Annotated in this window: 23 protein-coding genes; 10 read left to right on the forward strand and 13 right to left on the reverse strand. The window is 59.5% G+C overall.

What is annotated here, in order from left to right; translation table 11 throughout:
• Positions 1-90: 90 nt before the first annotated feature.
• Both AO388_RS06705 and yrfG read right to left on the reverse strand, forming a co-directional pair.
• Positions 91-972: a LysR family transcriptional regulator gene (locus AO388_RS06705; RefSeq protein WP_003372300.1), complete on the reverse strand. Its 882-nt coding sequence runs from the start codon at positions 970-972 to the stop codon at positions 91-93.
• A gap of 41 nt (positions 973-1,013) precedes the next feature.
• Positions 1,014-1,691, reverse strand: a complete 678-nt coding sequence (yrfG, locus tag AO388_RS06710; RefSeq protein WP_003434805.1) for a GMP/IMP nucleotidase — start codon at positions 1,689-1,691, stop codon at positions 1,014-1,016.
• A 97-nt stretch (positions 1,692-1,788) separates the two neighbouring features.
• Between yrfG and nudE the strand changes: the two genes are divergently transcribed.
• Positions 1,789-2,355, forward strand: coding sequence for an ADP compounds hydrolase NudE (gene nudE, locus AO388_RS06715; protein WP_003372295.1), 567 nt, complete (start codon positions 1,789-1,791; stop codon positions 2,353-2,355).
• Complete coding sequence (cysQ, locus tag AO388_RS06720) at positions 2,352-3,194, forward strand: 3'(2'),5'-bisphosphate nucleotidase CysQ (protein WP_003434802.1); 843 nt, start codon at positions 2,352-2,354, stop codon at positions 3,192-3,194. The genes nudE and cysQ overlap by 4 nt, the downstream gene beginning before the upstream one ends.
• 312 nt (positions 3,195-3,506) lie before the next feature.
• Here the strand turns inward: cysQ and AO388_RS06725 are convergent, their stop codons facing one another.
• The 5 genes from AO388_RS06725 to rfbB form a co-directional block, all read right to left on the reverse strand.
• On the reverse strand, positions 3,507-3,980 hold the full coding sequence (locus AO388_RS06725; RefSeq protein WP_003372291.1) for a YiiD C-terminal domain-containing protein: 474 nt from the start codon (positions 3,978-3,980) through the stop codon (positions 3,507-3,509).
• The gene (locus tag AO388_RS06730; RefSeq protein ID WP_003372289.1) at positions 3,967-5,352 is read right to left on the reverse strand and encodes a sigma-54-dependent transcriptional regulator; all 1,386 of its coding nucleotides are present in this window, start codon (positions 5,350-5,352) and stop codon (positions 3,967-3,969) included. The genes AO388_RS06725 and AO388_RS06730 overlap by 14 nt, the downstream gene beginning before the upstream one ends.
• A complete protein-coding gene (locus tag AO388_RS06735) occupies positions 5,349-7,157 on the reverse strand; it encodes a sensor histidine kinase (RefSeq protein WP_032609702.1) in 1,809 nt (602 codons plus the stop codon). The genes AO388_RS06730 and AO388_RS06735 overlap by 4 nt, the downstream gene beginning before the upstream one ends.
• Before the next feature lie 170 nt (positions 7,158-7,327).
• Positions 7,328-7,873: a dTDP-4-dehydrorhamnose 3,5-epimerase gene (gene rfbC / locus AO388_RS06740; protein WP_024661828.1), complete on the reverse strand. Its 546-nt coding sequence runs from the start codon at positions 7,871-7,873 to the stop codon at positions 7,328-7,330.
• An 80-nt stretch (positions 7,874-7,953) separates the two neighbouring features.
• On the reverse strand, positions 7,954-9,036 hold the full coding sequence (gene rfbB / locus AO388_RS06745; protein WP_058396545.1) for a dTDP-glucose 4,6-dehydratase: 1,083 nt from the start codon (positions 9,034-9,036) through the stop codon (positions 7,954-7,956).
• A 240-nt stretch (positions 9,037-9,276) separates the two neighbouring features.
• On the opposite strand from rfbB, the gene AO388_RS06750 reads away from it, so the two are divergent.
• From AO388_RS06750 to AO388_RS06765, 4 genes are all read left to right on the forward strand, one after another.
• Positions 9,277-12,189: an aminotransferase gene (locus tag AO388_RS06750; protein WP_058396544.1), complete on the forward strand. Its 2,913-nt coding sequence runs from the start codon at positions 9,277-9,279 to the stop codon at positions 12,187-12,189.
• A gap of 573 nt (positions 12,190-12,762) precedes the next feature.
• The gene (gene aguB / locus AO388_RS06755; RefSeq protein WP_003372277.1) at positions 12,763-13,641 is read left to right on the forward strand and encodes an N-carbamoylputrescine amidase; all 879 of its coding nucleotides are present in this window, start codon (positions 12,763-12,765) and stop codon (positions 13,639-13,641) included.
• A gap of 5 nt (positions 13,642-13,646) precedes the next feature.
• The gene (gene aguA / locus AO388_RS06760; protein WP_054081364.1) at positions 13,647-14,753 is read left to right on the forward strand and encodes an agmatine deiminase; all 1,107 of its coding nucleotides are present in this window, start codon (positions 13,647-13,649) and stop codon (positions 14,751-14,753) included.
• Between the two features lie 646 nt (positions 14,754-15,399).
• A complete protein-coding gene (locus AO388_RS06765) occupies positions 15,400-16,674 on the forward strand; it encodes an OprD family porin (protein WP_058416215.1) in 1,275 nt (424 codons plus the stop codon).
• A gap of 37 nt (positions 16,675-16,711) precedes the next feature.
• Here AO388_RS06765 and AO388_RS06770 read toward each other — a convergent pair whose 3' ends face one another.
• Complete coding sequence (locus AO388_RS06770) at positions 16,712-17,206, reverse strand: hypothetical protein (protein ID WP_003372272.1); 495 nt, start codon at positions 17,204-17,206, stop codon at positions 16,712-16,714.
• A gap of 160 nt (positions 17,207-17,366) precedes the next feature.
• Between AO388_RS06770 and AO388_RS06775 the strand changes: the two genes are divergently transcribed.
• Both AO388_RS06775 and AO388_RS06780 read left to right on the forward strand, forming a co-directional pair.
• Positions 17,367-17,936, forward strand: coding sequence for a GNAT family N-acetyltransferase (locus AO388_RS06775; RefSeq protein WP_058396540.1), 570 nt, complete (start codon positions 17,367-17,369; stop codon positions 17,934-17,936).
• Between the two features lie 82 nt (positions 17,937-18,018).
• A complete protein-coding gene (locus AO388_RS06780) occupies positions 18,019-18,492 on the forward strand; it encodes a GNAT family N-acetyltransferase (RefSeq protein WP_058396539.1) in 474 nt (157 codons plus the stop codon).
• A gap of 10 nt (positions 18,493-18,502) precedes the next feature.
• Here AO388_RS06780 and AO388_RS06785 read toward each other — a convergent pair whose 3' ends face one another.
• From AO388_RS06785 to AO388_RS06795, 3 genes are all read right to left on the reverse strand, one after another.
• Positions 18,503-19,240, reverse strand: coding sequence for a hypothetical protein (locus tag AO388_RS06785; RefSeq protein ID WP_058396538.1), 738 nt, complete (start codon positions 19,238-19,240; stop codon positions 18,503-18,505).
• Positions 19,241-19,394: 154 nt separating this feature from the next.
• Entirely contained in the window at positions 19,395-20,480 is a 1,086-nt protein-coding gene (locus AO388_RS06790; protein WP_058396537.1) for a type I restriction endonuclease, read from the reverse strand.
• Positions 20,481-21,032: 552 nt separating this feature from the next.
• On the reverse strand, positions 21,033-21,455 hold the full coding sequence (locus tag AO388_RS06795) for a DUF1493 family protein (RefSeq protein ID WP_003372262.1): 423 nt from the start codon (positions 21,453-21,455) through the stop codon (positions 21,033-21,035).
• 189 nt (positions 21,456-21,644) lie between these two features.
• On the opposite strand from AO388_RS06795, the gene AO388_RS06800 reads away from it, so the two are divergent.
• Positions 21,645-21,986 (forward strand): DUF5713 family protein, encoded by a 342-nt coding sequence (locus AO388_RS06800; RefSeq protein ID WP_058416216.1) that lies wholly within the window; start codon positions 21,645-21,647, stop codon positions 21,984-21,986.
• Positions 21,987-22,085: 99 nt separating this feature from the next.
• On the forward strand, positions 22,086-22,730 hold the full coding sequence (locus AO388_RS06805) for a histidine phosphatase family protein (protein ID WP_058416217.1): 645 nt from the start codon (positions 22,086-22,088) through the stop codon (positions 22,728-22,730).
• Positions 22,731-22,819: 89 nt separating this feature from the next.
• Here AO388_RS06805 and AO388_RS06810 read toward each other — a convergent pair whose 3' ends face one another.
• Positions 22,820-23,167: an addiction module antidote protein gene (locus tag AO388_RS06810; RefSeq protein WP_058416218.1), complete on the reverse strand. Its 348-nt coding sequence runs from the start codon at positions 23,165-23,167 to the stop codon at positions 22,820-22,822.
• Positions 23,164-23,487, reverse strand: coding sequence for a type II toxin-antitoxin system RelE/ParE family toxin (locus tag AO388_RS06815; RefSeq protein WP_003372254.1), 324 nt, complete (start codon positions 23,485-23,487; stop codon positions 23,164-23,166). The genes AO388_RS06810 and AO388_RS06815 overlap by 4 nt, the downstream gene beginning before the upstream one ends.
• Positions 23,488-23,505: the final 18 nt, after the last annotated feature.

Below are 23,505 nucleotides of genomic sequence, written 5' to 3' on the forward strand. Positions count from 1 at the left end.
GGCAGAATGACATCTGCAAGACTAGGCCCGTTATTGGAAATCGTCTAATCGCTAGTGCTGATGTCCCGATAGATGACGTCGATCAACGCTCTAGCGCGGTATTTCTGCTACCAGTGCAAAGCAGGCTTCAGCCAGTGCCGAACGTGGCGCACTGCGGCGCATGATCAACCCCAGCCGGGCCAAAGTCCGGGAGTCGGCAATCGGATGCAGGCGCAAATGTTCGGTGAGCGTTTCCAGACCGCCATCCAGCGGCATGATCGCGCAGCAAAAACCGCCATGTACGGCTTGCAGCAACTGATGAACGGCATCGGTTTGTATCAGCGGATTGGGTTGCAGGCCGCGGCTATGGAAGTTGTGATCGATCGACTGCCGAAAATGCATGCCGCTGGTCAGCATGCCCAGTGGCAGCTCGACCAGATCGGCCCAGCTCAAGGGATCGTCGCCAAACGTGAAGTGCCGACGGTCGTACAGCAGGCCCATGCGCGTGTCGTCCAGGGTCAGCGAATCGAAACGCTCATTGTCCAGACGTTCCAGGTACGAGACGCCCAGATCGATACGATTGCTTGCCAGTTGTTCCAGCACTTGCTCGGAGCTGAGTGACGACAGCTCGAAGCGCAGATTGGGGTGCAGCTGGTGCAGCCGGTGCAGCAATGGCAGCGGATCGAAGCTCGACAGCGGCACCACGCCCAGGCGCAACGTCCCGACCAGATGACCGCGGCAGGCGGCCGCTTCAGCCTGCAGACCGTCGTAGGCAGCCAGTACCGTGCGTGCCCAGGCCAATACGCGTTCGCCTGGTGCGGTAAAGCCTTCGAAGCGTTGGCCGCGATTGACCAGTGGCAAGCCAAGCTCTTCTTCCAGATTGCGCAGGCGCATCGACAGCGTCGGCTGGGTGATGTTGCAGCGCGCAGCCGCCTGGCCGAAGTGCCTCGTCTCGTCGAGGGCGATCAGAAATTTAAGTTGCTTGATGTCCATGTTCACTCCGATGAGCCGTCCAGACAGCCGATTCTACGCGCTCAGGCTGAATGATCGAGCACGCCCTTGATCAACTCCCGATAGTCGTCCACTGCGGCGAACTCTTCGGTGTCTTTCGGGCCTTTTTGGCTGTTGGGTTGGCTGACGGCCAGCAAATGGGCTACACCGAAGTGTCGAGCGCTGCGCAGGATCGGCAGGGTGTCGTCGATAAACAGACTGCGTGCCGGGTCGAAGGCTGTTTCGGCCTTCAGAGCGTCCCAGAAATGCTGGCTTTCCTTGGGAAAACCGTAATCGTGAGAGCTGATCAGGCGTTCGAAATAAGGCGCCAGCTCGATTCGCTCCATCTTCAGCGACAACGAATCACGGTGCGCATTGGTGATCATGATCACTCGCTTGCCGGCCTTTTGCAGGGCCGCGAGAAAGGTCTCGGCGTCTGGGCGCAGCGCAATCATGTGGGCGATTTCGCGTTTCAGGTCGCGGACCGACAGGTTAAGCTCGGCGCTCCAGAAATCCAGGCAGTACCAGTTGAGCGTGCCCGCGTTGTTTTCGAACAGCGGTTTCAATTCCAGCCAGGCCATGGCGAAACTGACGCCGTGCAGTTCGGCGTAGCGCTGCGGCAGGTGCTGCATCCAGAAGTGTTCGTCGTAATGCAGGTCGAGCAACGTGCCGTCCATATCCAGCAGGACGGTATCGATTTCGCTCCAGGGCATGGAAAGCATTCTGGCCTCGTCAGGGGGTTGATAGCGGGTAAGCATATCCGACACAGACATCGGGAAAAGCTCGGTATAGTACCTCGTTCATGTAAAGGAGCCTGTCATGCGTCAGAAACCTACCGTACTTGCCCGCGCAATCGTCGCCAGTAGTCGTCTGTTCCGCGTTGAAGAGCTGCAATTGCGCTTTGCCAATGGCGTCGAGCGGACCTATGAGCGTCTGGCCAGCAAAGGCACGGGCCCCGGGGCGGTGATGATCGTGGCCATGCTCGATGCCGATCACGCTGTGCTGATCGAAGAATATTGCGGCGGCACCGATGCCTACGAGCTGTCCCTGCCCAAGGGCCTGATCGAGCCAGGCGAAGACGTGCTGGCGGCTGCCAACCGTGAACTCAAGGAGGAGGCCGGTTTCGGTGCGCGTGAGCTGGAACTGTTGACCGAGCTGTCGCTGTCCCCCGGCTATATGAGTCAGAAAATTCAGGTGGTGCTGGCCACCGACCTGTACGAAGAGCGGCTGGAGGGCGACGAGCCCGAGCCGATCCGGGTTGACCGGATCAACCTGCGCGAGCTGTCGAGCCTTGCCCAGAATGCCCAGTTCAGCGAAGGCCGGGCGCTGGCCGCGCTGTACCTCACACGTGACCTGCTGACCCAGCGTGGATTATTTCAGCCATGACCGATTCGTTGCACAACCTGCCACATCCGCTGCTCGCGCCGGTGATCGAACTGACGCGACTGGCGGGCGAAGTGATCCTGCCGTTCTGGCGCGCCAACGTCACCGTGACCACCAAGACCGACGATTCGCCGGTGACCGCCGCTGACCTGGCCGCCCATCAGGTGTTGGTCGAGGGTCTGCAGGCGCTTGATCCGGACATTCATGTGCTCTCCGAAGAGGACGCAGACATCCCCCTCAGCGAGCGGGCAAGCTGGGAGCGCTGGTGGCTGGTCGATCCGCTGGACGGCACCAAGGAGTTCATCTCCGGCAGTGAAGAGTTCACCGTCAATGTCGCGCTGATCGAGCGTGGCCGCGTGGTATTCGGTGTGGTCTCGATGCCCACCAATAACCGCTGCTACTTCGGCGGTGCCGGGCTGGGTGCCTGGCGCAGCGATGGCGTCGGTCACATCCAGCCGATCGCAGTGCGCACACAGCCTGGCGAAGGGCAGACCTTTACCGTGGTCGCCAGCCGCCGCCACTCCAGCCCGGAGCAGGAGCATTTGCTCGCCGGCCTGTCGAACGGGCTGGGCCATTTGCAACTGACCAACATCGGCAGCTCATTGAAATTCTGCCTGCTGGCCGAAGGCGCCGCCGACTGCTACCCACGCCTGGCCCCGACCTCGCAATGGGACACCGCTGCGGCGCAGGGCGTGCTTGAAGGTGCGGGAGGCGAAGTGTTGCAACTGGACGGCCAGCCATTCAGCTACCCGGCGCGTGAATCGCTGCTCAACCCATTCTTCCTGGCCCTGCCCGCCAACGCCGAATGGCGCGACAAACTGCTGGTGCTGGCGCAGTCCTGAGGCTGGCTTCAAGGACTCTGCCCGGCAGGCGTGGGAGCGAGACGGGCGACGTCTCGCTTGCTCGCGAAGGCGATGGTTCAGACGATGAATTTTCATAGATTGCACCGGCCTCTTCGCGAGCAAGCTCGCTCCCACAGGTCTGCGTACAGTGCATCCAATGCGTGCAGCCTCACTGGCGCAACACGAACTGCTCGACAAAGCGCACGGCCTGTTCTTCGCTTGATACAAGTATGCAGGGGCGAGCGCGCTCCCACAGGTCTGCATATGGGGCTGAGAAAGTTTCACCAGTGCGTCAACTGCGCGCAGCCTCACTCACCGGTGCAACACAAACTGCCCGACAAAACGAACAGCCTGTTCTTTGCTGTCCTGCTCGCTGATGCCGGTGTGCAGGGTCAGGCGGGCGCGGCCTCGGCGTTGGTAGGTGGCGATGAATTTGTCCCACTGCGCCAGCTCTGGCGCGTCGCAGCGGACGATGGCGTCGCTGCGTACCGGCAGTGGATAACTGATCTGCCCGTCCTGAATCACGATATGCCCATCGGTGATCCCGGCCTCGCGCAGTCGCAGGTGCAGCCAGCCCCAGCCCGCCAGTACTGCGCCGCAATACAGACTGCCGCCGAACAGCGTGCTCTTGTGATTGACGTTGGGGGCCAGCGGCAGGTGCAGGCGCAGTGTCTGGTTGTGCCAGTCGATCACGCGCATGCCCATCTCGCGGGTCAGCGGAATATCGTGGTGCAGCACCTGCTCCAGTGCGTGGGCTGCGTCATGTTCAGGCTCAATCGGTGTCATCGGAAGCTCCGCTGCTGTCGCCAAACGTCAGGCCATGCTTGCGCAGTTTGTCGTGCAGGGTCTTGCGCGGCACACCCAGCGCCTCCGCCAGGCTGCGCACCGAGCTGTGCGGGCGCGCCAGTTCGGCGGCGATCAACGCGCGCTCGAAGCTTTCCACCTGATCACTCAAACCCCCGCCCGGTGGTGGCGCCTGTTCTGTATCAGCGCCTTCCAGCTCCAGTTCCAGACCCAGCGCAAAGCGCTCGGCGGCGTTCTGCAGTTCCCGGACGTTGCCCGGCCAGTTATGCCGCAACAGCAGCGCGCGCTGGCCCGGTTTGAGTTCGTGCTTGGGGATGCCGTGGCGCATGCTCGCGGCATCAGCGTAATGCTCGAACAGCATCAGCGCATCCTCACCCCGTTCGCGCAACGGCGGGATGCGCAGCGAGGCCACGTTCAGGCGGTAATACAAGTCCGCCCGGAAGCGGCCCTGATCGGCCGCGTGACGCAAGTCTTCCTTGGTCGCGGCGATGATGCGGATGTCCAGCGGGATTTGCTGATTGCTGCCCATTCGCTCGACCACGCGCTCCTGCAGCAGGCGCAGCAGCTTGACCTGCACGTCCAGGCTCATGCTTTCGATTTCATCGAGGAACAGCGTGCCGCCGTTGGCAAACTCGAACTTGCCGATACGCCGCTTCTGCGCGCCGGTGAAGGCCCCGGGCTCGTGACCGAACAGCTCGCTTTCCACCACCGATTCAGCCAGCGCCCCGGCGTTGATCGCCACGAACGGGCCGCTGCGGCGGTTGGACAGGTCGTGCAGCGCGCGGGCGACCACTTCTTTGCCTGCGCCGGTTTCACCGAGGATCAGCACGTCGGCTCGCGTCCCGGCCAGTGCGCCGATTTGTTCGCGCAGACGCAGGATCGGCGGCGACTGACCGATCAGGCGTGTGCTCAGTTGTTGGCGATCACTCAGGGCCAGGCGCAGGCTGCGGTTATCCAGCACCAGACGGCGCAGCGCCAGGGCACGGCGCACGCTGTCGAGCATGGCGTCGCTGGCGAAGGGCTTTTCCAGAAAGTCGTAGGCCCCGGCGCGCATGGCTTTCACCGCCAACGGTACATCGCCATGCCCGGTGATCAGCAGCACCGGCAGGTCGGGGTCCTGCGCGTGAAGCTGGTCGAGCAGCTCCAGGCCATCCATGCCCTGCATGCGAATATCGCTGACCACCACGCCCGGCCAGTCGCGGCCAATGCGTTCGGCCAGCCCGGTTGCCTCGGGCAGCGACAGAACGTTCAGGCCAGCCAGGTCCAGCGTCTGACGCAGTGCCTGACGCAGGTGCGAATCGTCGTCGATCAGCACCACCTGAATCTGGCTGTCGATGGCTGTGTCCGAACTCATGCAGAAAGGTCCTCTGGCGGTTGAAGATTGGCTCCGGAAGCACCGGCCCGCAGGCGCAGGGTCAGCAGCGCACCGCCGCTGGGATGGTTGGCGAACAGCAATTCGCCGCCCAGCGCGCGCATCAGCGTATCGCAGATGGCCAGACCAAGGCCAAGCCCCTGGGTGCGGGTCTTGGTCGTAAAGAAGGGCTCGCGAGCCCGTGCCAGCGCTTCCTGGGAAAAACCGGGGCCGTTGTCACGAATGTACAGGTTAACGCCCTCGGCGGTTTGCTCGACACTTATCCACAGCCTGCGCGGCGGGCCTTTCTCGGTGAGGGCGTCCAGCGCGTTGGCGAGCAGATTGCCGAGCACCTGACGCAGGCGGGTTTCACCGGCCTGCACCCAGATCGTGGCGTCCGGCAGGTCACGGATCAGTTCGACTTCCATGGCGCGCCGCCGCTTGGCCAGCAGCGCCAGCGCATCTTCCAGCGCCGGTTGCAGTGCCACGCTTTCAGGGGCGTGGCGGTCGCGACGGGCGAAGGCGCGCAAGTGCGCGATGATCGAGGCCATGCGCCCGGTCAGTTCGCTGATAAGCTTGAGGTTGCCGCGTGCGTCCTCGGTGCGCTGATGATCAAGCAGCACTTCGGCGTTTTCGGCGTAACTGCGGATGGCGGCCAACGGCTGATTCAGCTCATGGCTGATACTCGCCGACATGGTGCCCAGCGCCGTCAATTTGCTGGTCTGCACCAGTTCGTCCTGGGCCTGCACCAGCTCCTGCTGCGCCTGTTCGCGCTCCAGCACTTCCTGACGCAGCCGGCTGTTGAGCCCCTCCAGATCGCTGGTCCGTTCTATAACCCGCATCTCCAGCTCGCGGCGCGCCTTGGCCTCGAAAGCGATGCGGTCCAGATAATGACGACGACGCTGCATCATCAGGCCCAGCAACAACATCAGCACCAGCAGCGCTGCGCCGCCAATCGCCACCACCGTGCGCACCTGACGGTCGACAAGGGCGCGAGGCGCGAGAATGTTGACGTTCCAGCCGGTTTCTTCGATGGCCTGGGTCTGGGTCAGCCAGGCGTGTTCATCGATCCTTAACGGGCGCGGATCACGGGTCGGGTAGGACTGGATCGCGACGATGGCTTTTTTCTCGTCATCGGTCAGGTCGCGGGTTGCCCGGAAGCGCCATTCGGGGTTGGACGTCAGAATCACCACACCGTTCTGGTCGGTCAGCAGCAGTTGCTCGGGCGTCTTGCCCCACAGGGTTTCGGTGTGGTCCAGATCAACCTTGACCACCAGTACGCCGATGATCCGCTCACCATCACGCACCGGGCCGGCGAAAAAATAACCACGTTTGGCAGAGGTCGTGCCGAGGCCGAAGAACCGCCCGGTTCTGCCCGCCCGTGCATCAATGAAGTAGGGCCTGAACGAGAAGTTTCGGCCAATGAAGCTGTCCTTCTGCTCCGAGTTCGAGGCCGCCAGAGTCAGGCCATTTGCGTCCATCAAATACATGACATCGGCACCGGTCTGGCGCGTGATTTCGCTGAGCAGACGGTTGGCGTTCGCCAGGGTGGGTGTGTCGCCCGGCGCCGCCAGTGCGGCGCGCAAGGCAGGCAGGTCGCCGAGAATCTGTGGCAGGGTTTCGTAACGATGCAGGGTGCCGAGCAGGTTGGCGACGTACAGGTCCAGGGTCTGGCGATTCTGATTGGCCAGCACGTTGCGGTAATAACGTTCGGCCAGATGTTCCAGCGGCCACAGCAACGGCGCCAGGCAGAGTGCCAGAAGGGCGAGGCTGCGCCAGCGAGGGCGGCGCGGCAGTGCGGGAGTCATGGTCATCGATTGGCCGTCGCCGAAGGGTTGACGATGCCTGCTGGCGGTCACGCCGTGGCAGGCAACAGATACACCCGGTCGATCCTGACGTGGGCATCAGGCGCGTATTATGCCCGCCGCTGGCTTGTCAGGCATCCGGACATTACGCCGGGCTGCCTTGGGGCGTGGGCTCAGGCAAACAGATCGGCTTCTTTCAGACGCTTGCCTTGCTGATCCTTGGCCGACAGGCTGGGCTGGCCGTCGAACTGCCAGTCGATGGCCAGATCCGCATCGTCCCAGGCGATGCAGCGCTCGGCAGACGGTGTGTAGTAGTCGGTGGTCTTGTACAGGAACTCGGCGTGTTCGCTGAGTACCACGAAGCCATGGGCAAAGCCTTCCGGAACCCACAACTGACGGGCGTTCTCAGCAGACAGCTCGACGCCGACCCACTGGCCGAAGTTCGGCGAACTGCGACGAATGTCCACAGCCACATCCAGCACCTTGCCGACGGTGACGCGCACCAGTTTGCCCTGGGCATTTTCGATCTGATAGTGCAGCCCGCGCAGGACGCCGCGCTGCGAGCGGGAGTGGTTGTCCTGCACGAATTCGCGGGTCAGGCCGGTGGCAGCCTGAAAAGCCTTGGCGTTGAAACTTTCATAGAAAAAGCCTCGTTCATCACCGAATACCTTGGGTTCGAGAATCAGGACTTCCGGCAATTTTGTTGCGACTACGTTCACGTGGCTTCCCCTGCAATCTTCATTAAGTGGTGGCGACTCGACAGTCTGCCCTGAGGCGCGCCTGCCGAGAAGGGTGCTGATCAGGCAATCAGGTCTTTAGGCTCGCTAAAACCCAGTCGTTCGCCCTGATAACTGCCGTCCTGAACCCTGCGGCACCAGTCCAGGTTACTCAGGTACCACTGCACGGTCTTGCGCAGCCCGGACTCGAAGGTTTCTTCGGGCGTCCAGTCCAGCTCCTTGTCGATCTTGCTGGCGTCGATGGCATAACGCTGATCGTGGCCGGGACGGTCGACCACGTAGGTGATCAGGTCGCTGTACTGCGCGACGCCTGCCGGGTGCTGCGGCGCGAGCTCATCGAGCAGCGCGCAGATACCGCGCACGACGTCGATGTTTTTCTGCTCGTTGTGGCCACCGATGTTGTAGGTCTCGCCGACTTCACCTTCGGTCACGACCTTGAGCAGTGCCCGTGCGTGATCCTCGACGTACAGCCAGTCGCGCACCTGCAGGCCATTGCCGTACACCGGCAGGGGCTTGCCCGCCAGGGCGTTGAGAATCACCAGCGGGATGAGCTTTTCCGGGAAGTGGAACGGCCCGTAGTTGTTGGAGCAGTTGGTCACCACCACCGGCAGGCCATAGGTGCGGTGCCAGGCGCGCACCAGGTGGTCGGACGCAGCCTTGCTCGCCGAGTAAGGTGAGCTGGGCGCATACGGCGTGGTTTCGGTGAACAGATCATCGACACCGTGCAGGTCGCCATACACCTCATCAGTGGAAATATGGTGGAAGCGGAACGCCTGGCGCTGCGCTTCCGGCAATTTCAGCCACCAGGCGCGCGTGGCTTCCAGCAAGCTATAGGTGCCGACGATGTTGGTCTGGATGAACTCGGCCGGGCCATCGATGGAGCGGTCGACGTGGGACTCAGCCGCCAGGTGCATGATCGCCTGCGGCGCAAAGCGCTCGAGCACCGCACTGACGCGGGCCTGATCGCAGATATCCGCCTGCACGAACTCATAGCGCGTGTCGGTCGCAATGGACTGCAACGATTCAAGGTTGCCCGCGTAGGTCAATTTGTCGAAGTTCAGCACTTCGTGTTCGGTGTTGTTTATCAGGTGGCGGATCAGTGCAGAGCCGATGAAACCTGCGCCCCCGGTAACGAGTATTCGCATGAACTGACCTTCTTGTGTGTTCTGGAGTAATGCAGCATAGCGCTTGAACGCGTATGACAGGATCGGACCATTAAACCCGAGCAGCAGGTCGAATAAAACTCCGGCTGTTTCCCGACCTGGGCTGCAGGTGCGGATTGGTCGCGCAGCGCAATCCCCTTATAGTCAATCCCCTGTAGTTGTGCGACTGCCCATCACGCCTGGCTCAACGAGTCTGGCCTGACAACAATAACGAGGTTTTCCATGCCGCTTGCCACGCTCATCCGCCGATCCAGTCTGCCTTGCCCCGAGGTCAGCGTGGACCAGGCTTTGCAATTGCTCTCCGAGCACTACGGGCTGAGCGGCACCCTGAAAGCGTTGGGCAGCCAGCAGGATCGCAACTTTTTACTGGATACCGGCACGCGGCGTTATGTGCTGAAGATCTGCCACGGGGCTTATTCGACCACCGAGCTGAACGCCCAGCATGCGGCGCTGCATCATCTGGCCGGCCACAGTGCATTCAATGTGCCGGGTGTGATCCGCGCCAACGACACCGAGCAGTTACTGTCGGTCGACATCGACGGCCAGGCAGTACATGTGCGCCTGCTCGAATTCATCGACGGGCAATCGCTGGGACATGTCGAGCATCTGGGCCGTGACATCGTGGTTGAGCTGGGCGAGCTGTGTGCCCATGTGGATATCGCGCTGGCCGATTTCGACCACCCCGGTCTGCAGCGCATCCTGCAGTGGGACCCGCGCCACGCCCATGCGTTGATCAAGCACCTGCTGCCGGTGATCAAGGATGCCGACGCCCGCGCCTGTCTGATCGAAGCCGGCGAGCAGGCTCATCGCCGTCTGTTGCCATTGATTGCGGCACTGCCGATCCAGGCGGTGCATCTGGACATCTCCGAGCACAACGCGGTCTGGCGGCGCGAGGCGGGGCATCCGTGGCAATTGCAGGGGCTGATTGATTTCGGCGATCTGCTCAGTACCTGGCGAGTGGCTGATCTGTCGGTGACCTGTGCGGCGCTGCTGCACCATGCCGAGGGCGATCCGCTGTACATCCTCCCGGCCATTGCCGCCTATCACGCCCTCAATCCGCTGAAGATCGAGGAATTGCAGGCGCTCTGGCCGCTGATCGTCGCTCGATCCGCAGTGCTTGTGCTCAGCAGCGAACAGCAGGCCAGCGTCGAGCCCGGCAATGCGTATATCCAGGCCAACCTTGCCGGGGAATGGAACATTTTCGAGGTCGCCACTTCGGTGCCGATGGCGCTGATGGAAGCTGCCATTCTGCGCGCGGTGGGTCTGGACCTGCTGCCTGTCGAACAGCCTGCCTATTCGCCGTTGCTGCCCAGCCTGGCGGGGCTTCAGCCGGTGCTGGTGGATCTGGGCGTGCTCAGTGAACACTTCGTGGCAGGCAACTGGGAACAGAGCGGCATCGATGAATATCTGCTGTCGCAAGCGGCCGGGGACGGTGGTCTGGCAGCCAGTCGGTTCGGTGAATACCGTCTGTCACGCACCTTGCCTGACTGCGCCCGCGAGCCGGAGACCTTTGCGCTGCACGTCGAGTTGCACGTGCCCGCCGCAACGCCGCTGCATGCGCCGTTTGGTGGCACCTTAAAGCTGACGGCCGATGCTGCGGTGCTGTTGGTCGGCGAGCGCATCAGTTTGAAGTTGTGGGGTGTGTTGCCGGAGGCTTCGCTAGCGGATCAGGTGGCGGCGGGCTCGTTGATCGGGCAGGGCGGTGGCTCGCTGTTGCTGCAATTGTGCACGGCGCCAGACCTCAGCCCGCCGCTGTTCACTACACCGGCCTGGGCAGATGCCTGGCGCGCAATCTGTCCGTCGCCGTCAGCCCTGCTGGGTTTTGATTGTGACGCGCCAGCCTTGCAGGATGCCGCGCAATTGCTGGCGCGCCGCGATGCCAGCTTTGCCCGCTCGCAAAAGCACTACTACCAGGCCCCGCCGCAGATCGAGCGGGGCTGGCGCAATCACCTGATCGACATGCAGGGCCGCTCCTATCTGGACATGCTCAATAACGTCGCGGTTCTCGGCCACGGCCACCCGCGCATGGCCCACGAGGCGGCGCGGCAGTGGTCGCTGCTCAACACCAACTCGCGCTTTCACTATGCAGCGATCGCCGAGTTTTCCGAGCGCCTGCTCAAGCTGGCACCCGAGGGCATGGACCGCGTGTTTCTGGTCAACAGCGGCACTGAGGCCAACGACCTCGCGATCAGGCTGGCGTGGGCTTACAGCGGTGGCCGCGAGATGCTCAGTGTGCTGGAGGCGTATCACGGCTGGTCGGTGGCGACCGATGCCATTTCAACCTCGATCGCCGATAACCCTCAGGCACTCAGCACCCGCCCCGACTGGGTGCATCCGGTCACCGCGCCCAATACCTATCGCGGGCCATTCAGGGGCGCGGACAGTGCGCCGGAGTACGTGCGCAGTGTCGATCAGGCCCTTGCCACGCTGGCTGAGCAGCAACGGCAGGTGGCGGGCTTCATCTGCGAGCCGGTGTATGGCAATGCAGGCGGGATTTCCCTGCCGCCGGGTTATTTGCAACAGGTGTATCAGAAGGTCCGCGCTGTGGGTGGCGTGTGCATTGCCGATGAGGTGCAGGTGGGTTATGGCCGGCTGGGTCATCACTTCTGGGGTTTCGAAGAGCAGGGCGTGGTGCCGGACATCATCAGCATGGCCAAAGGCATGGGCAACGGCCATCCGCTGGGCGCGGTGATCACCCGCCGTGAGATCGCCGAGGCGCTGGAGGCCGAGGGCTATTTCTTCTCGTCATCCGGTGGCAGTCCGGTCAGTTGCCGAATCGGCATGGCGGTGCTGGATGTCATGGAGGAGGAGAAACTCTGGGACAACGCGCGAATCGTGGGCGACCACTTCAAAGCGCGGCTGCAGGCCCTGGCCGACAAACATCCGCTGGTGGGCGCGGTGCATGGCATGGGGTTTTATCTGGGCATGGAACTGGTCCGCGACCGTCACACCCTGGAACCCGCCACAGAAGAAACCGCCCGCCTGTGCGAGCGCCTGCGTGAACTGGGCATCTTCATGCAGCCGACCGGCGACTACCTGAACATCCTGAAAATCAAACCCCCGATGTGCACCACCCGCCAAAGCGTGGACTTTTTTGTCGACAACGTATCGAAGGTGCTCCACGAACTGGAATAGAGGACGCAGAGCGTCCAGAGCGGCATACCCACGCGGAGCATGGGTACGATAGGTGGCGCCTGACACCCATCGTTCCTCACGCTCCAGCGTGGGAATGCCGTTCGTGACGCTCCGCGCTGATATGCAGGATAGGACGCAGAGCGTCCAGAGCGGCATACCCACGCGGAGCATGGGCACGATAGGTGGCGCCTGACACCCATCGTTCCTCACGCTCCAGCGTGGGAATGCCGTTCGTGACGCTCCGCGCTGATATGCAGGATAGGACGCAGAGCGTCCAGAGCGGCATACCCACGCGGAGCATGGGCACGATAGGTGGCGCCTGACACCCATCGTTCCTCACGCTCCAGCGTGGGAATGCCGTTCGTGACGCTCCGCGTCACACCCAGCTCGTAGAAATGAGCGCCGTCATGAGCCTTAAGCAGATTAATATCGGCAAAATTCAAAAATTAATAAGAAAAAGACATTTCTTTAGCTTTTAATGCCGATTTATATCCGTTATAAAGGCGTTCATAATCGTCATCGCTCGTCTGCTATGGTGTTAAGTCCTTTGCAACCGCCCCTGGAGATATTTTCATGAGCCGTATCGTTTCTGTCGCTGCTACCCAGATGGCCTGCTCCTGGGATCTGGAAGCCAACATCGAGACCGCTGAAAAGCTGGTACGTGAAGCTGCCGCCAAGGGCGCCCAGATCATCCTGATTCAGGAACTGTTCGAAACCCCGTACTTCTGCCAGAAGCCGAACCCGGACTATCTGCAGTTGGCGACTACCCTCGAATCCAACGTCGCGATCAAGCACTTCCAGAAAATCGCCAAAGAACTGCAGGTCGTATTGCCGATCAGCTTCTTCGAGCTGGCAGGGCGTGCACGTTTCAACAGCATCGCGATCATCGACGCAGACGGCAGCAACCTGGGCATCTACCGCAAGAGCCACATCCCGGACGGCCCCGGCTACCACGAAAAGTACTACTTCAACCCAGGCGACACCGGCTTCAAGGTCTGGCAGACCCGTTACGCGAAAATCGGCGTCGGTATCTGCTGGGATCAGTGGTTCCCGGAGTGCGCGCGCAGCATGGCGTTGCAGGGCGCGGAAATTCTGTTCTACCCGACTGCCATCGGCAGCGAGCCGCATGACAAGACCATCAGCTCGCGTGACCACTGGCAGCGCGTGCAGCAAGGTCACGCCGGCGCGAACCTGATGCCGCTGATCGCCAGCAACCGCATCGGCAACGAAGAGCAGGACGGCTACGACATCACCTTCTACGGCTCGTCGTTCATCGCCAACCAGTTCGGTGAAAAAGTCGCCGAGCTCAACGAAACCGAAGAAGGCGTGCTGGTCCACAGCTTCGATCTGGACGAGCTGGAGCATATCCGCAGTGCCTGGGGCACGTTCCGTGATCGCCGCCCTAACCTGTACGGCGCGGTGAAGACCCTCGACGGTTCGCTGGAGTCCTGATCGCCATGACCACGCTCAATAGCACGCCACGCGCCGACGGTTTCCACATGCCGGCCGAATGGGCACCGCAAACCCAGGTCTGGATGGTCTGGCCCGAGCGCCCGGACAACTGGCGCCTGGGTGGCAAGCCCGCCCAGGCTGCCCATGTCGCCATCGCCAAGGCCATCGCCCGCTTTGAGCCGGTCACGGTGGCGGTGTCCGCTGCACAATACGACAACGCCCGTGCGCGGCTGGACATGCCCAACATCCGCGTTGTGGAAATGAGCAGCAACGACGCCTGGGTGCGCGACAGCGGGCCGACGTTCGTCATCAACGACCGTGGCGAAGTACGTGGCGTGAACTGGGAATTCAATGCCTGGGGCGGTTTCGATGGCGGCCTGTATGCGCCTTGGAACCTCGATTCGCAGCTGGGCAGCAAGGTACTCGAAATCGAGCGCTGCCCGCGTTACGTCACCGAAGGCTTCGTGCTAGAAGGCGGCTCGATCCACGTGGATGGCGAAGGCACGCTGATCACCACCGAAGAGTGCCTGCTCAATCGCAACCGCAACCCGCACCTGACCCGCGAACAGATCGAGACGATCCTCGGCGATTACTTGGCTGTGGATAAAGTCATCTGGTTGCCGGATGGCCTGTTCAACGATGAAACCGACGGGCATGTGGATAACTTCTGCTGCTACATCCGTCCGGGCGAGGTGTTACTGGCCTGGACCGATGATCCCGAAGACCCCAACTACTCACGCTGCCACGCGGCATTGAGTATTTTGGAAAACACCCTTGATGCCAAAGGTCGTGCGTTTATCGTGCATAAAATGCCGATTCCAGGCCCATTGTTCGCAACAGAAGAAGAATGCGCAGGCGTCGATCAGGTGCATGGCAGCCAGGAACGCAACCCTTCGGTGCGTCTGGCCGGGTCTTATGTGAATTTTCTGATCGTCAACGGCGGCATCATTGCGCCCAGCTTCGACGATCCGATGGACGGAAAGGCCCGCGAGATCCTGCAAAAGCTGTTTCCAGAGCATGAGGTGGTGATGGCGCCAGGCCGCGAGTTACTGCTGGGCGGGGGCAATATCCACTGCCTGACACAGCAACAGCCAGCCCCCCACAAGAACTAGCGCTTAGTAACTAGTTGTATCTAACAGCAACTAGTTGGTCTCGTTTTTGCTGTATTAAGCCCGTCATCTGATGGGCTTTTTTATGCGTTACCTTATAACTAAATTGGGTTCGTTTATCCGAATGACCCTAAATCAGACTGGCGAAAACCCGTTTTCTTAGCTTGACTGTTACATGGCATCAGTAGATTTAGCCCCTCATGAATCAAGAGGTTTTCGTTATGAATGCAGGTATGAGCCAACAGCGAGTCCGTGGTTTTTCTGCTTCGCTCAGTAACGAGGCACGCCAGCGAGTGGCGGATTGGTTAAGGACAACCAGACCCGTGAACGCCAGGCCGGACGTACGTGCCATGCTGCTGCAGCGCTATCCGGCAGGCCTCTTCAACGATGCCGAATTCGAAGCGTTGGCGCGCGTGCTGACAGATTAAGTAATACACCACGCCCCAACCCGTCCATCTACACGTTTGACACCCCCAGGCACCCGAACTAGGATTCGCGCCCCCACTGCCTGTGGCTCCACCCCTGTACGTGCTTCGTAGTCCACTGCGATGACCTCGTGCGGCGCTCCACCGCCTGATCAGAGGCTGGAAGCCAGACGGCCATTGGCCGCCGCCACAGCGCATGTCATTTGCAGAACAAGGAAGACAAGATGCTTAACACACGTATGGGCATGCTCGCTTTGGGCATCATCAGCGCCAGTCAGGCCATGGCGCAGGGCCAGGCGGATTCGAAGGGCTTCGTTGAAGACAGCAGCCTGAACATCAACCTGCGTAACGCCTACATCAATCGCGACTACAAAAACGACCGTGAAGACAAATCCGAATGGGGCCAGGCCTTCATGGGCACCTTCGCGTCCGGTTTCACTCAGGGCACGGTTGGCGTGGGCGTCGACGCCTTTGCGCTGTACGGTATTCGCCTCGATGGCGGAAAGGGCCGCAGTGGCAATGGCGGCATCGACTTCTTCAAGCAGGGCGACAGCGGCGCGGCTGCCGATGACCTGTCCCGTGCAGGTGCTGCGGTAAAAGCGCGCTTCTCGAATACCGTCATCAAGTACGGCGATCAGATGCCGCAATTGCCGGTGCTGAGCTACGACAACTCCCGCCTGCTGCCGGAAAGCTACACCGGCACGCTGATCACCTCCAAAGAGATCGATGGGCTGGAAGTGGTCGCCGGGCGTTTCACCCAGGAAGCGCGCAAGAGCGCTGAAGGTCGCGACAGTGGTGGCCTGAAAAGCATCAACGTCTACGGCGCCAGCTACAAGTTCACCGATGAGTTCAGCGCCGCTTTCTATGCTTCGGACAACGAAGACGTGTTCAAGAAGCAGTACCTGAACCTGAACTACGTCTTCGCCCTGCCGCAAGACCAGTCGCTGACCTTCGACTTCAATGGCTACAAGACCCGACTGGACAAAGACTTCACGGCCAGCGACGCACGTGACAACAAGATCTGGAGCCTGGCCGCGACCTGGGCCGTGGGCATCCACTCCTTCACCCTGGCGCATCAGCGCAGCACCGGTGACATGGGTTACGCCTACGGCGGCTATCGCAACGACGGCGGTTACGGTGATGGCGGTAACACCATCTACCTCGCCAACTCCTACTGGTCCGACTTCAACGGCAAGGACGAACGCTCGTGGCAGGCGGCGTATGGCATCGACCTGTCCGGACTGGTGCTGCCCGGCCTGAGCTACAAGGCTGCCTACGTACGCGGCGATAATATCGACGATGGCACCGCAGGCAGCGGCGACGGCACTGAACGCGAAATCTTCAGCCAGCTGACCTACGTGGTTCAGAGCGGCCCGGCCAAAGACCTCTCGATCCGCCTGCGCAACTCGTTCCTGCGGGTCTCAGACGATGCACAGGCCTACAACAGCGAAGGCAACGAGACACGCATCTTCGTTGACTACCCGATCAACGTTTTCTGATCCGAGGGCGGCGGCCTGGCAAAGGCCGTCGCCTGTCTCAGTCCGCGACCAACTGAACAAACACTGCGAAACTGCCGAGGAATATCCAGAAAAAGCTGAACAGCCAAGGACTGCGCTTGGAGAACAGCAAGGACTTTTTCGGCCCGGTTTCGCTGGACTCCCAATCGCTGAACAACGGCGAATCGTCATAGGTCAGCCCGATTACCGGTTCGCTGAGCAACAGTTGCGCTTGCTTGTGATGCCAGTGCTGGATGATGTCGCACGCCGCCCGAATACCCGGCCAGGCGAACAGCGTACTGAGCAGCCCCAACAGTGCCAGCATCGGCGGCACCACCAGCGTGAACATCGCGCCCCAGGCCGTGTTCATGTTGGCCATCGACGACGCGTAGGCGATCACCAGAAATGACTGCGCCGACAAATAGGCGTTGGTGCGGTTGGAGAGGTTGGTGGTTTCGTAATGAATTTCGCGTCGATAAAAATCCAGCCGTTCCTTGGGCGAGCCAAACAATTTGACCTGCTGCTCATCCACCACTTTCGCGGGTGTTTCATCCGTTATGATTCTGGGCACTGGTGTTACCGATGTATAAAAGGTGCTGGATAGACCCCCACCTGCAGCCAGCAGTTCGACTTAAATCCCCGGCATACGGGACCGTTCATCCAGTGAGCACGTTTCGACGAACAGAGACATCGTCATGACCATCACCCCCACGCTACACACCGACCGCCTGCTGCTGACGCCACTGCAGCTTGAGGATGCGCCTGCGGTTCAGCAACGCTTTCCGCTCTGGGACATCGTGCGCTACCTGAACAACCGCGTCCCCTGGCCTTATCCACAGGACGGTGCGCTGCGCTACATTCAGGACGTCGCACTGCCCGCCATAGCAAACGGCACCGAATGGCACTGGATGATCCGCCTGCAGAGCGCGCCCCGCGACATCATCGGCAGCATCACCCTGATGACCCATCCCGGCAACAACCGAGGCTTCTGGCTGCACCCGGACTGGCAAGGCCACGGCTACATGAAAGAGGCCTGCCGCGCGATCAATCGACAGTGGTTCGACGTGATGGGCATGCCCCTGATGCAAGTGCCCAAAGCCGCCCCCAATGAAGCCTCGCGGCGCATCTCGATCAGCGAAGGAATGCGCAAGGTGAGCACCCAGGACGGGGAGTTTGTTGGCGGACGGTTCGAGGTAGAAGTCTGGGAGATGACGCGGGAGGAGTGGTTGGCGCGAGCGCTGCAAGCAGGCATTTCGAACGTCTGACGTAGAGGCCGACCCGGCATTAACCTGTTGCCCATCACCACCAGCCCAAGTGATATTGCTCAATAAACAGGGAGCGACCCGAATGCCGTTGACCCGCAAGATCGAACCCGATATCACCCTGGTAACGGTCCAGCCCGAAGACTTCGAAACATTGGTGGCCATCCGTATCGAAGCCATGCGCGAAAGCCTTGAGCGCGTTGGCCGGTTCGATCCGGTGCGCGCCCGAGAGCGTTTTCGTGAAGGGTTTTCTGCGTCATGCACGCACTACATCGAGGTCGCCGGAAGCAAGGTCGGCTTTGTGGTCGTCAAACCGAGCAGCGACGGCCTGCTGCTGGATCACCTGTACATCAAGCCGGCTGTTCAAGGGCAGGGCATTGGTGCTGCCGTGCTTCGGCAAGTGTTCGCGCAAGCGGACGCAACCGCATCCACAGTACGAGTGGGCGCCCTGAAAGAAAGCGACTCCAACCGCTTCTACGTCCGCCATGGGTTTCAGCTTGTTGAGAGCGGCGAGTTCGACAACTACTACCTCCGCCCGCCACGTTTGCCGATGTGCTGATGGGTTGGGATCAACCCGCCGAGGCAGCTTTCTCCGCCGCACGTGCAGCGAGCATGGCCGCCTCCGATTCCTGGGTGTGCAGCTCACCTTTGTCGGCCAACTGATTGAAGAACATGCCGTCGATCTGATCTTTCGATGGCGTCGACGTCTTGGGAATAAACAGCGCGCCCAGGTCCAGAGAATTGGCGAAGTTCTCCTTGTTCAGGTTGTAGCGACCCAGATAACTACCGCTCCAGGGCGAGTCGGCGTCGACCATATCAATGGCCGTCTCCCGATAGGTAGCCGCAGCGGCTTTGAGCCCACTGGACGCATTCAACAATGTATTGAGTTGCTTGGTATCCGCCTCGCTCAACTCACCGGAACTGTTGATCGCCTTCAGATTACCGTCCGCCTCGATCGTGAAGCCGAACTTCTTGCTGGCCAGATCCGGATACACCGACGCCAGCGTCGACGTGAACGCTTCATACGACGTCTTCAGCGCCTCTGTAGAGTTACTGTGCTGCGCCGCCTTCTGCGGGAAGTCAGGCGACTGCGAACGGCCTATCCAGGTATCCACCGCTTCCATCGGCTCAGTGGTCGCAGGCACTTCGGTACTCGGGTGATAAACAACGGCAGGCGTGTTGGCGGCAGCGTTCTTCAGCGCTTCTTTCTGCGCATCGGTGAGCGGCTGCGGCGTGAGCGTGATGCCGGAATTGGGCAGGGTGATGGTTGGAGAGGTGTTGTTGCCGGGGGTTAGTGAGATAACCATTTCATCGATCCATGATTGCGGGGTTGTATGGAGGGTATCGACGAAGGTGGGGGGAGCTTGAGGGGAGGTCGGGGGACGGAAAATATCCGGACGTACTTGCAGGGCGCGCATTGCCACACGCCCTGCAATATTTGTTAACGGAATTGATGCTTTTTCAAGACTCTGCGTAGCTCAATACGGTGTCCTTGAGGGCATCGGCAAAACCGTAAATATCATCCAGGGAAGCGATTGGATGGCGGGTTTCGCCCTTGTCTTTTTCAAAAATGCCGATGTATTTCTGAGCGCGATTGAAATGCAGGCGGGTGATGGGTTTACGGTTGTTGTCATCCAGAAGAATGCCGAAATAGCTTTGTGTATCACGATGAGCAATACGTTTTGCTTCAACCACAGTGCGGATGATCGACTTGACGATATGGAAGCCTTCCATTTCCTCCACAGTCGTCACGATCCGGTCGTCTATCGGCTCTTCCTTTTCAGGCTGAGTGTTATTTTCGATGATGGTTTCGGCCACCGTGGGCGCCTGAACTCCGCTCATTGCCAGCTTCAACCGGTCGTTGACCTGATCGTTCAGAAATTGCGAGGTGGCCTTTTTGGTCAGAATCGTGAACTGCTCACGTACCTTCTGAGTGATCGCGCCCTCATAAATGCGTGACGCGAAGTAACGGACGAAATCGTCGTCCGGCTGACTGAACTGGGTCGCAATCACGCGCTTGATCTGACCTACGTACTTCAACTCGCCAGCGGCATTGAGAATTGACTCAACGTCGAAGGACGACTTGGTCAGCTTCTGTAATTCCGGAATGGCATGGTCATCAATCGCCAACAGGTCCAGTTCAAGAAATGGTTTTTCATCCATCTTGTTAGGCGCGTCCAGGTCTGTAAAAAACTTGTAGACCCGGCCATTGGTGAGGATCGAAATCCTTGCAGTGGTCACATGGAAATAACGGAACAGCTGGCTGGCATGATTGATGTTCAGCGGCTCGCCGATTTTCTTGGTCTCGATGAGGATTTGAATATTGCCCTCTTTAACGATCGCATAGTCGATCTTCTCGCCTTTCTTGGTGCCTACATCGCACGTGTATTCCGGCACAACCTCAGAAGGATCGAATACATCGTAGCCCAGCACGGTATGGATAAACGGCATGACCAGAGCCGTTTTGGTAGCCTCTTCGGTGCGGATGGACGCAGCTTGCTGGCGGACTTTTGCGGAAAGGGAATTGAGTGCTTCAAGAAAATCCATTTTTATTGCTCCGTGCCGGGCTCATGAGCCCTTAGTCCTATCGATAGTCGGTAGAGGCGCAACGCTACTACGATGGGCTGCGAAATAGCTATAGGATTTTGAGGCGTGAGCGGAGATATCTGAGGAAATCGGAAACGTCTTACGCGTGGCGAGGCATAGCGGGGAGGGCTGTCCGTTTTGTTTGTGCGTAATGAAGATCTACATGTGCGTTGCTAAATCTGATGCGAAAAAAGGGCCTGTATTGCTGAAAGTACTTATTTTGTATGGTGCCAGCCTCATTAGTCGAGCTTCTCGAATTGGTCCAGTTGTTGGTGCTGCTATTGGTCGATACCTGCTTTCATACCCAATGCCGCAGCTGCCTTATGAGCTCTGCCTCGGGAGCTTGGTAGGTCGCGGCCTGCTCAGGGCCACGCGCACAGGAAACCTCCGTCACGCTGAAAGGGGGGTTGAATTACGTGGATTGCTGCGACCTGACGTCATCACCGAGCGCATTCACTTTTCGTAAGGCGCTTGGGGTATAACATGCATACCAAGCGGATCACGTAGGCAAGATCAACGGCTCTTTATCTTGTAGCCATCAATCGGAATATCTTCTGTGCGCTCATACAGTGGAGCATCGCTGAATGTGGCTTGTTCAAATGCGTGCGTATCCCAACGTCTTGCTTTCAAGGCTGAATACAACATGCCCACCCTCAATGGAATGTTTCCGCGTCTGTCTTTGGCGCGCCTGAAGGAAAAGAAGTTGAAACCTTCTTCCAAAAAGTACCGATAAGGGTCGTAATCGTTAAGATCGATAGAGAACCTTTCGAAAAACTCGACCATCAGATCATTTGCATCGTCACCATCAACGCCCATGTCCCTCGCGACATCGGTCGCCAAGCTGAAGCTTTCAAACGCCTTTCTTCCAAAGCCCGCGGTATCGTTGATGCAGACGACGATGCTATCCATTAATTTGTAATCAAGGGGTTCGTTCATGGTTAGAAAACCTGATCTTCGGTGCTCACAATGGAGTCTTCAGTTACAACTGTCTTGCAGGCTATCAGCCCTGGCTCCGCCGCCGTATACGCCCAGCCTGCAGAATGGGCAATAATCTTGTAATGCATCTCCGATTGTCACCTCAATTGGACTCACTGAGCGCCTACTGTACATCGACGAGGGATACCCATGCAGTTGACCAATGAAGCCATGGCCAAAAACACCTTCCTGAAAGGCATGTATCAGGATGAGTATTTCCCTGATGCCGTTGTGAAAATGTGCGAAGACGTGCTGGTCAACCTGTGTCGCGAAATCGAGCAACAAGAGCCTTCCGAACTGGACGCGCTGTATGCCCTGACTCACAAAGCGACAGAGCAAATCAACGAGCTGGAGGAGGTGTTCGAAGAGAACTGCAGTGAGATCGAAACCGTCGCCCGCGAAACCATTGCTGAGGATTTCGTACGGATAGCAGACGCTTATGGTTTCACTGACGCGGACATTGAGGAGCTGATTGCGCCGCGTGAGTGGTAATCAACCGCCTGTATGCCCCCTGATGCTGACGGGTTTTGCCAGAAGGGGGCGTACGTTTGAATGCGCTCAGCCTCTGCCTCTTACGCGAGTCTCTGATTAATGAAGCAGGTCAGACTAATTCGCCACGGACAAAGCGCTGCCAACGCAGGCGAAGCCAGTGTGGATCACGCGACTATCCCTCTCACGTTGAAGGGGGTAGAGCAAGCGCAGTCAGTGGCCCGATCATTCACTCACGCGCCGGATTTGATTGTCGCCTCGCCGTTTTCCCGAGCGCAGGCAACCGCTATGGCGACCGCAGCTACTTTCCCTGCCACCCCGCTTAAAACCTGGCCCATTCAAGAATTTACCTACCTAGAACCCGCGCGATGTGCCAACACGACCGTTGCTCAGCGGCGGGATCGGGTTGAAGCCTATTGGGACAAGTCAGACCCGGCGTTTACGGATGGAGCAGGCGCCGAATCTTTTTCAGGATTTATGGCAAGAGCGCAGGCCTTCCTGGCTCGACTTGCGGAGCATCCTGCCCAGGACATCGCAGTGTTTTCGCATGGGCAATTCATCAGTGCCATCGCCTGGCTGATCGAGCGCAAGCCGAAAGACATTTGTGGGCAAGCGATGGCGGACTGGCGGGAGTATGAAATCAAGAACCATGTGGCTAACGGTGGTGGCTACATACTGTTCAGGCATGTGGGCGCTGATGACTGGCGAATATGCTCACAACCCTCACAAAACGCTGAGAGCAGATGAAGCCAAACAGCTTCACTTGCAGATGGCGCTCTGACGACTACAAAAAACTGCTCGTTGTCGTGAAAGCGGCGCCATTTCGGGCGGAGGAATCACCACTGATCGGGGCTCTGGTTGCACATGTCAGCTCTGTGCGAAACGACCTTCGACATTCCCACGCCAAGTGCCTGGAGCACCTTGAGGATGGTGGAAAGCTTCGGGTCGCCGCCAGCAGCGATAGACCTGTAAAGGTTAGGTCTGGCCAGGCCCGTGTTCTTCGACAGATTACCCATGCCACCTCTCGCCTCGATCAGTCGACGGATGGCCGTAAGGAAAACGTCTTCACCCCCATCTTCGTCGATTTCTTCCAGCGCAACAGACAGGTATTCGATGGCAAACGCTTCGTCCTCACGGAGCATTTTCAGAACGCTTTCATCATGGGAGCGCGTACGAGTCGTCATTTATTTTTCACCTTGTGCCATTTCCATAGAGCCTTGGCTTGGTCAATGTCGTTTTGCTGCTTGTCCTTTGAGCCGCCACCCAAGAGAAAAAGTATTTTTTGGCCCTGAATCGCGTAATACACCCGAAATCCAGGCCCAAAATCCAGCTTCATCTCAAAGACCCCATCACCCACCGGCTCGGTTACGCCGAAGTGGCCAAGCGCCGCTCGGTCGATCCGGGTAGTGATTCTTGCTTTGGATCGCGTGTCTCGAACGGTGTCGAGCCAACCCTGATAGATATCCACTCCATTGGCAGACAGTACGTGTTCCACTTCGTACATGAGGAATGTACCTTAAAA

Source organism: Pseudomonas sp. ICMP 10191 (assembly GCF_001467335.1).
GTDB lineage: Bacteria > Pseudomonadota > Gammaproteobacteria > Pseudomonadales > Pseudomonadaceae > Aquipseudomonas > Aquipseudomonas cerasi.

Bases quoted from the DNA above. Each gene is read 5' to 3' on its own strand.
- aguA (WP_054081364.1), top strand. From the start codon at position 13,647: ATGACCACGCTCAATAGCACGCCACGCGCCGACGGTTTCCACATGCCG.
- AO388_RS06790 (WP_058396537.1), bottom strand. From the start codon at position 20,480: ATGGATTTTCTTGAAGCACTCAATTCCCTTTCCGCAAAAGTCCGCCAG.
- AO388_RS06735 (WP_032609702.1), bottom strand. From the start codon at position 7,157: ATGACTCCCGCACTGCCGCGCCGCCCTCGCTGGCGCAGCCTCGCCCTT.
- cysQ (WP_003434802.1), top strand. From the start codon at position 2,352: ATGACCGATTCGTTGCACAACCTGCCACATCCGCTGCTCGCGCCGGTG.
- AO388_RS06795 (WP_003372262.1), bottom strand. From the start codon at position 21,455: ATGAACGAACCCCTTGATTACAAATTAATGGATAGCATCGTCGTCTGC.
- yrfG (WP_003434805.1), bottom strand. From the start codon at position 1,691: ATGCTTTCCATGCCCTGGAGCGAAATCGATACCGTCCTGCTGGATATG.
- AO388_RS06780 (WP_058396539.1), top strand. From the start codon at position 18,019: ATGCCGTTGACCCGCAAGATCGAACCCGATATCACCCTGGTAACGGTC.
- AO388_RS06805 (WP_058416217.1), top strand. From the start codon at position 22,086: ATGAAGCAGGTCAGACTAATTCGCCACGGACAAAGCGCTGCCAACGCA.
- AO388_RS06730 (WP_003372289.1), bottom strand. From the start codon at position 5,352: ATGAGTTCGGACACAGCCATCGACAGCCAGATTCAGGTGGTGCTGATC.
- AO388_RS06750 (WP_058396544.1), top strand. From the start codon at position 9,277: ATGCCGCTTGCCACGCTCATCCGCCGATCCAGTCTGCCTTGCCCCGAG.
- nudE (WP_003372295.1), top strand. From the start codon at position 1,789: ATGCGTCAGAAACCTACCGTACTTGCCCGCGCAATCGTCGCCAGTAGT.
- AO388_RS06815 (WP_003372254.1), bottom strand. From the start codon at position 23,487: ATGTACGAAGTGGAACACGTACTGTCTGCCAATGGAGTGGATATCTAT.
- AO388_RS06785 (WP_058396538.1), bottom strand. From the start codon at position 19,240: ATGGTTATCTCACTAACCCCCGGCAACAACACCTCTCCAACCATCACC.
- AO388_RS06705 (WP_003372300.1), bottom strand. From the start codon at position 972: ATGGACATCAAGCAACTTAAATTTCTGATCGCCCTCGACGAGACGAGG.
- AO388_RS06775 (WP_058396540.1), top strand. From the start codon at position 17,367: ATGACCATCACCCCCACGCTACACACCGACCGCCTGCTGCTGACGCCA.
- AO388_RS06810 (WP_058416218.1), bottom strand. From the start codon at position 23,167: ATGACGACTCGTACGCGCTCCCATGATGAAAGCGTTCTGAAAATGCTC.
- AO388_RS06765 (WP_058416215.1), top strand. From the start codon at position 15,400: ATGCTTAACACACGTATGGGCATGCTCGCTTTGGGCATCATCAGCGCC.
- aguB (WP_003372277.1), top strand. From the start codon at position 12,763: ATGAGCCGTATCGTTTCTGTCGCTGCTACCCAGATGGCCTGCTCCTGG.
- AO388_RS06800 (WP_058416216.1), top strand. From the start codon at position 21,645: ATGCAGTTGACCAATGAAGCCATGGCCAAAAACACCTTCCTGAAAGGC.
- rfbB (WP_058396545.1), bottom strand. From the start codon at position 9,036: ATGCGAATACTCGTTACCGGGGGCGCAGGTTTCATCGGCTCTGCACTG.
- AO388_RS06725 (WP_003372291.1), bottom strand. From the start codon at position 3,980: ATGACACCGATTGAGCCTGAACATGACGCAGCCCACGCACTGGAGCAG.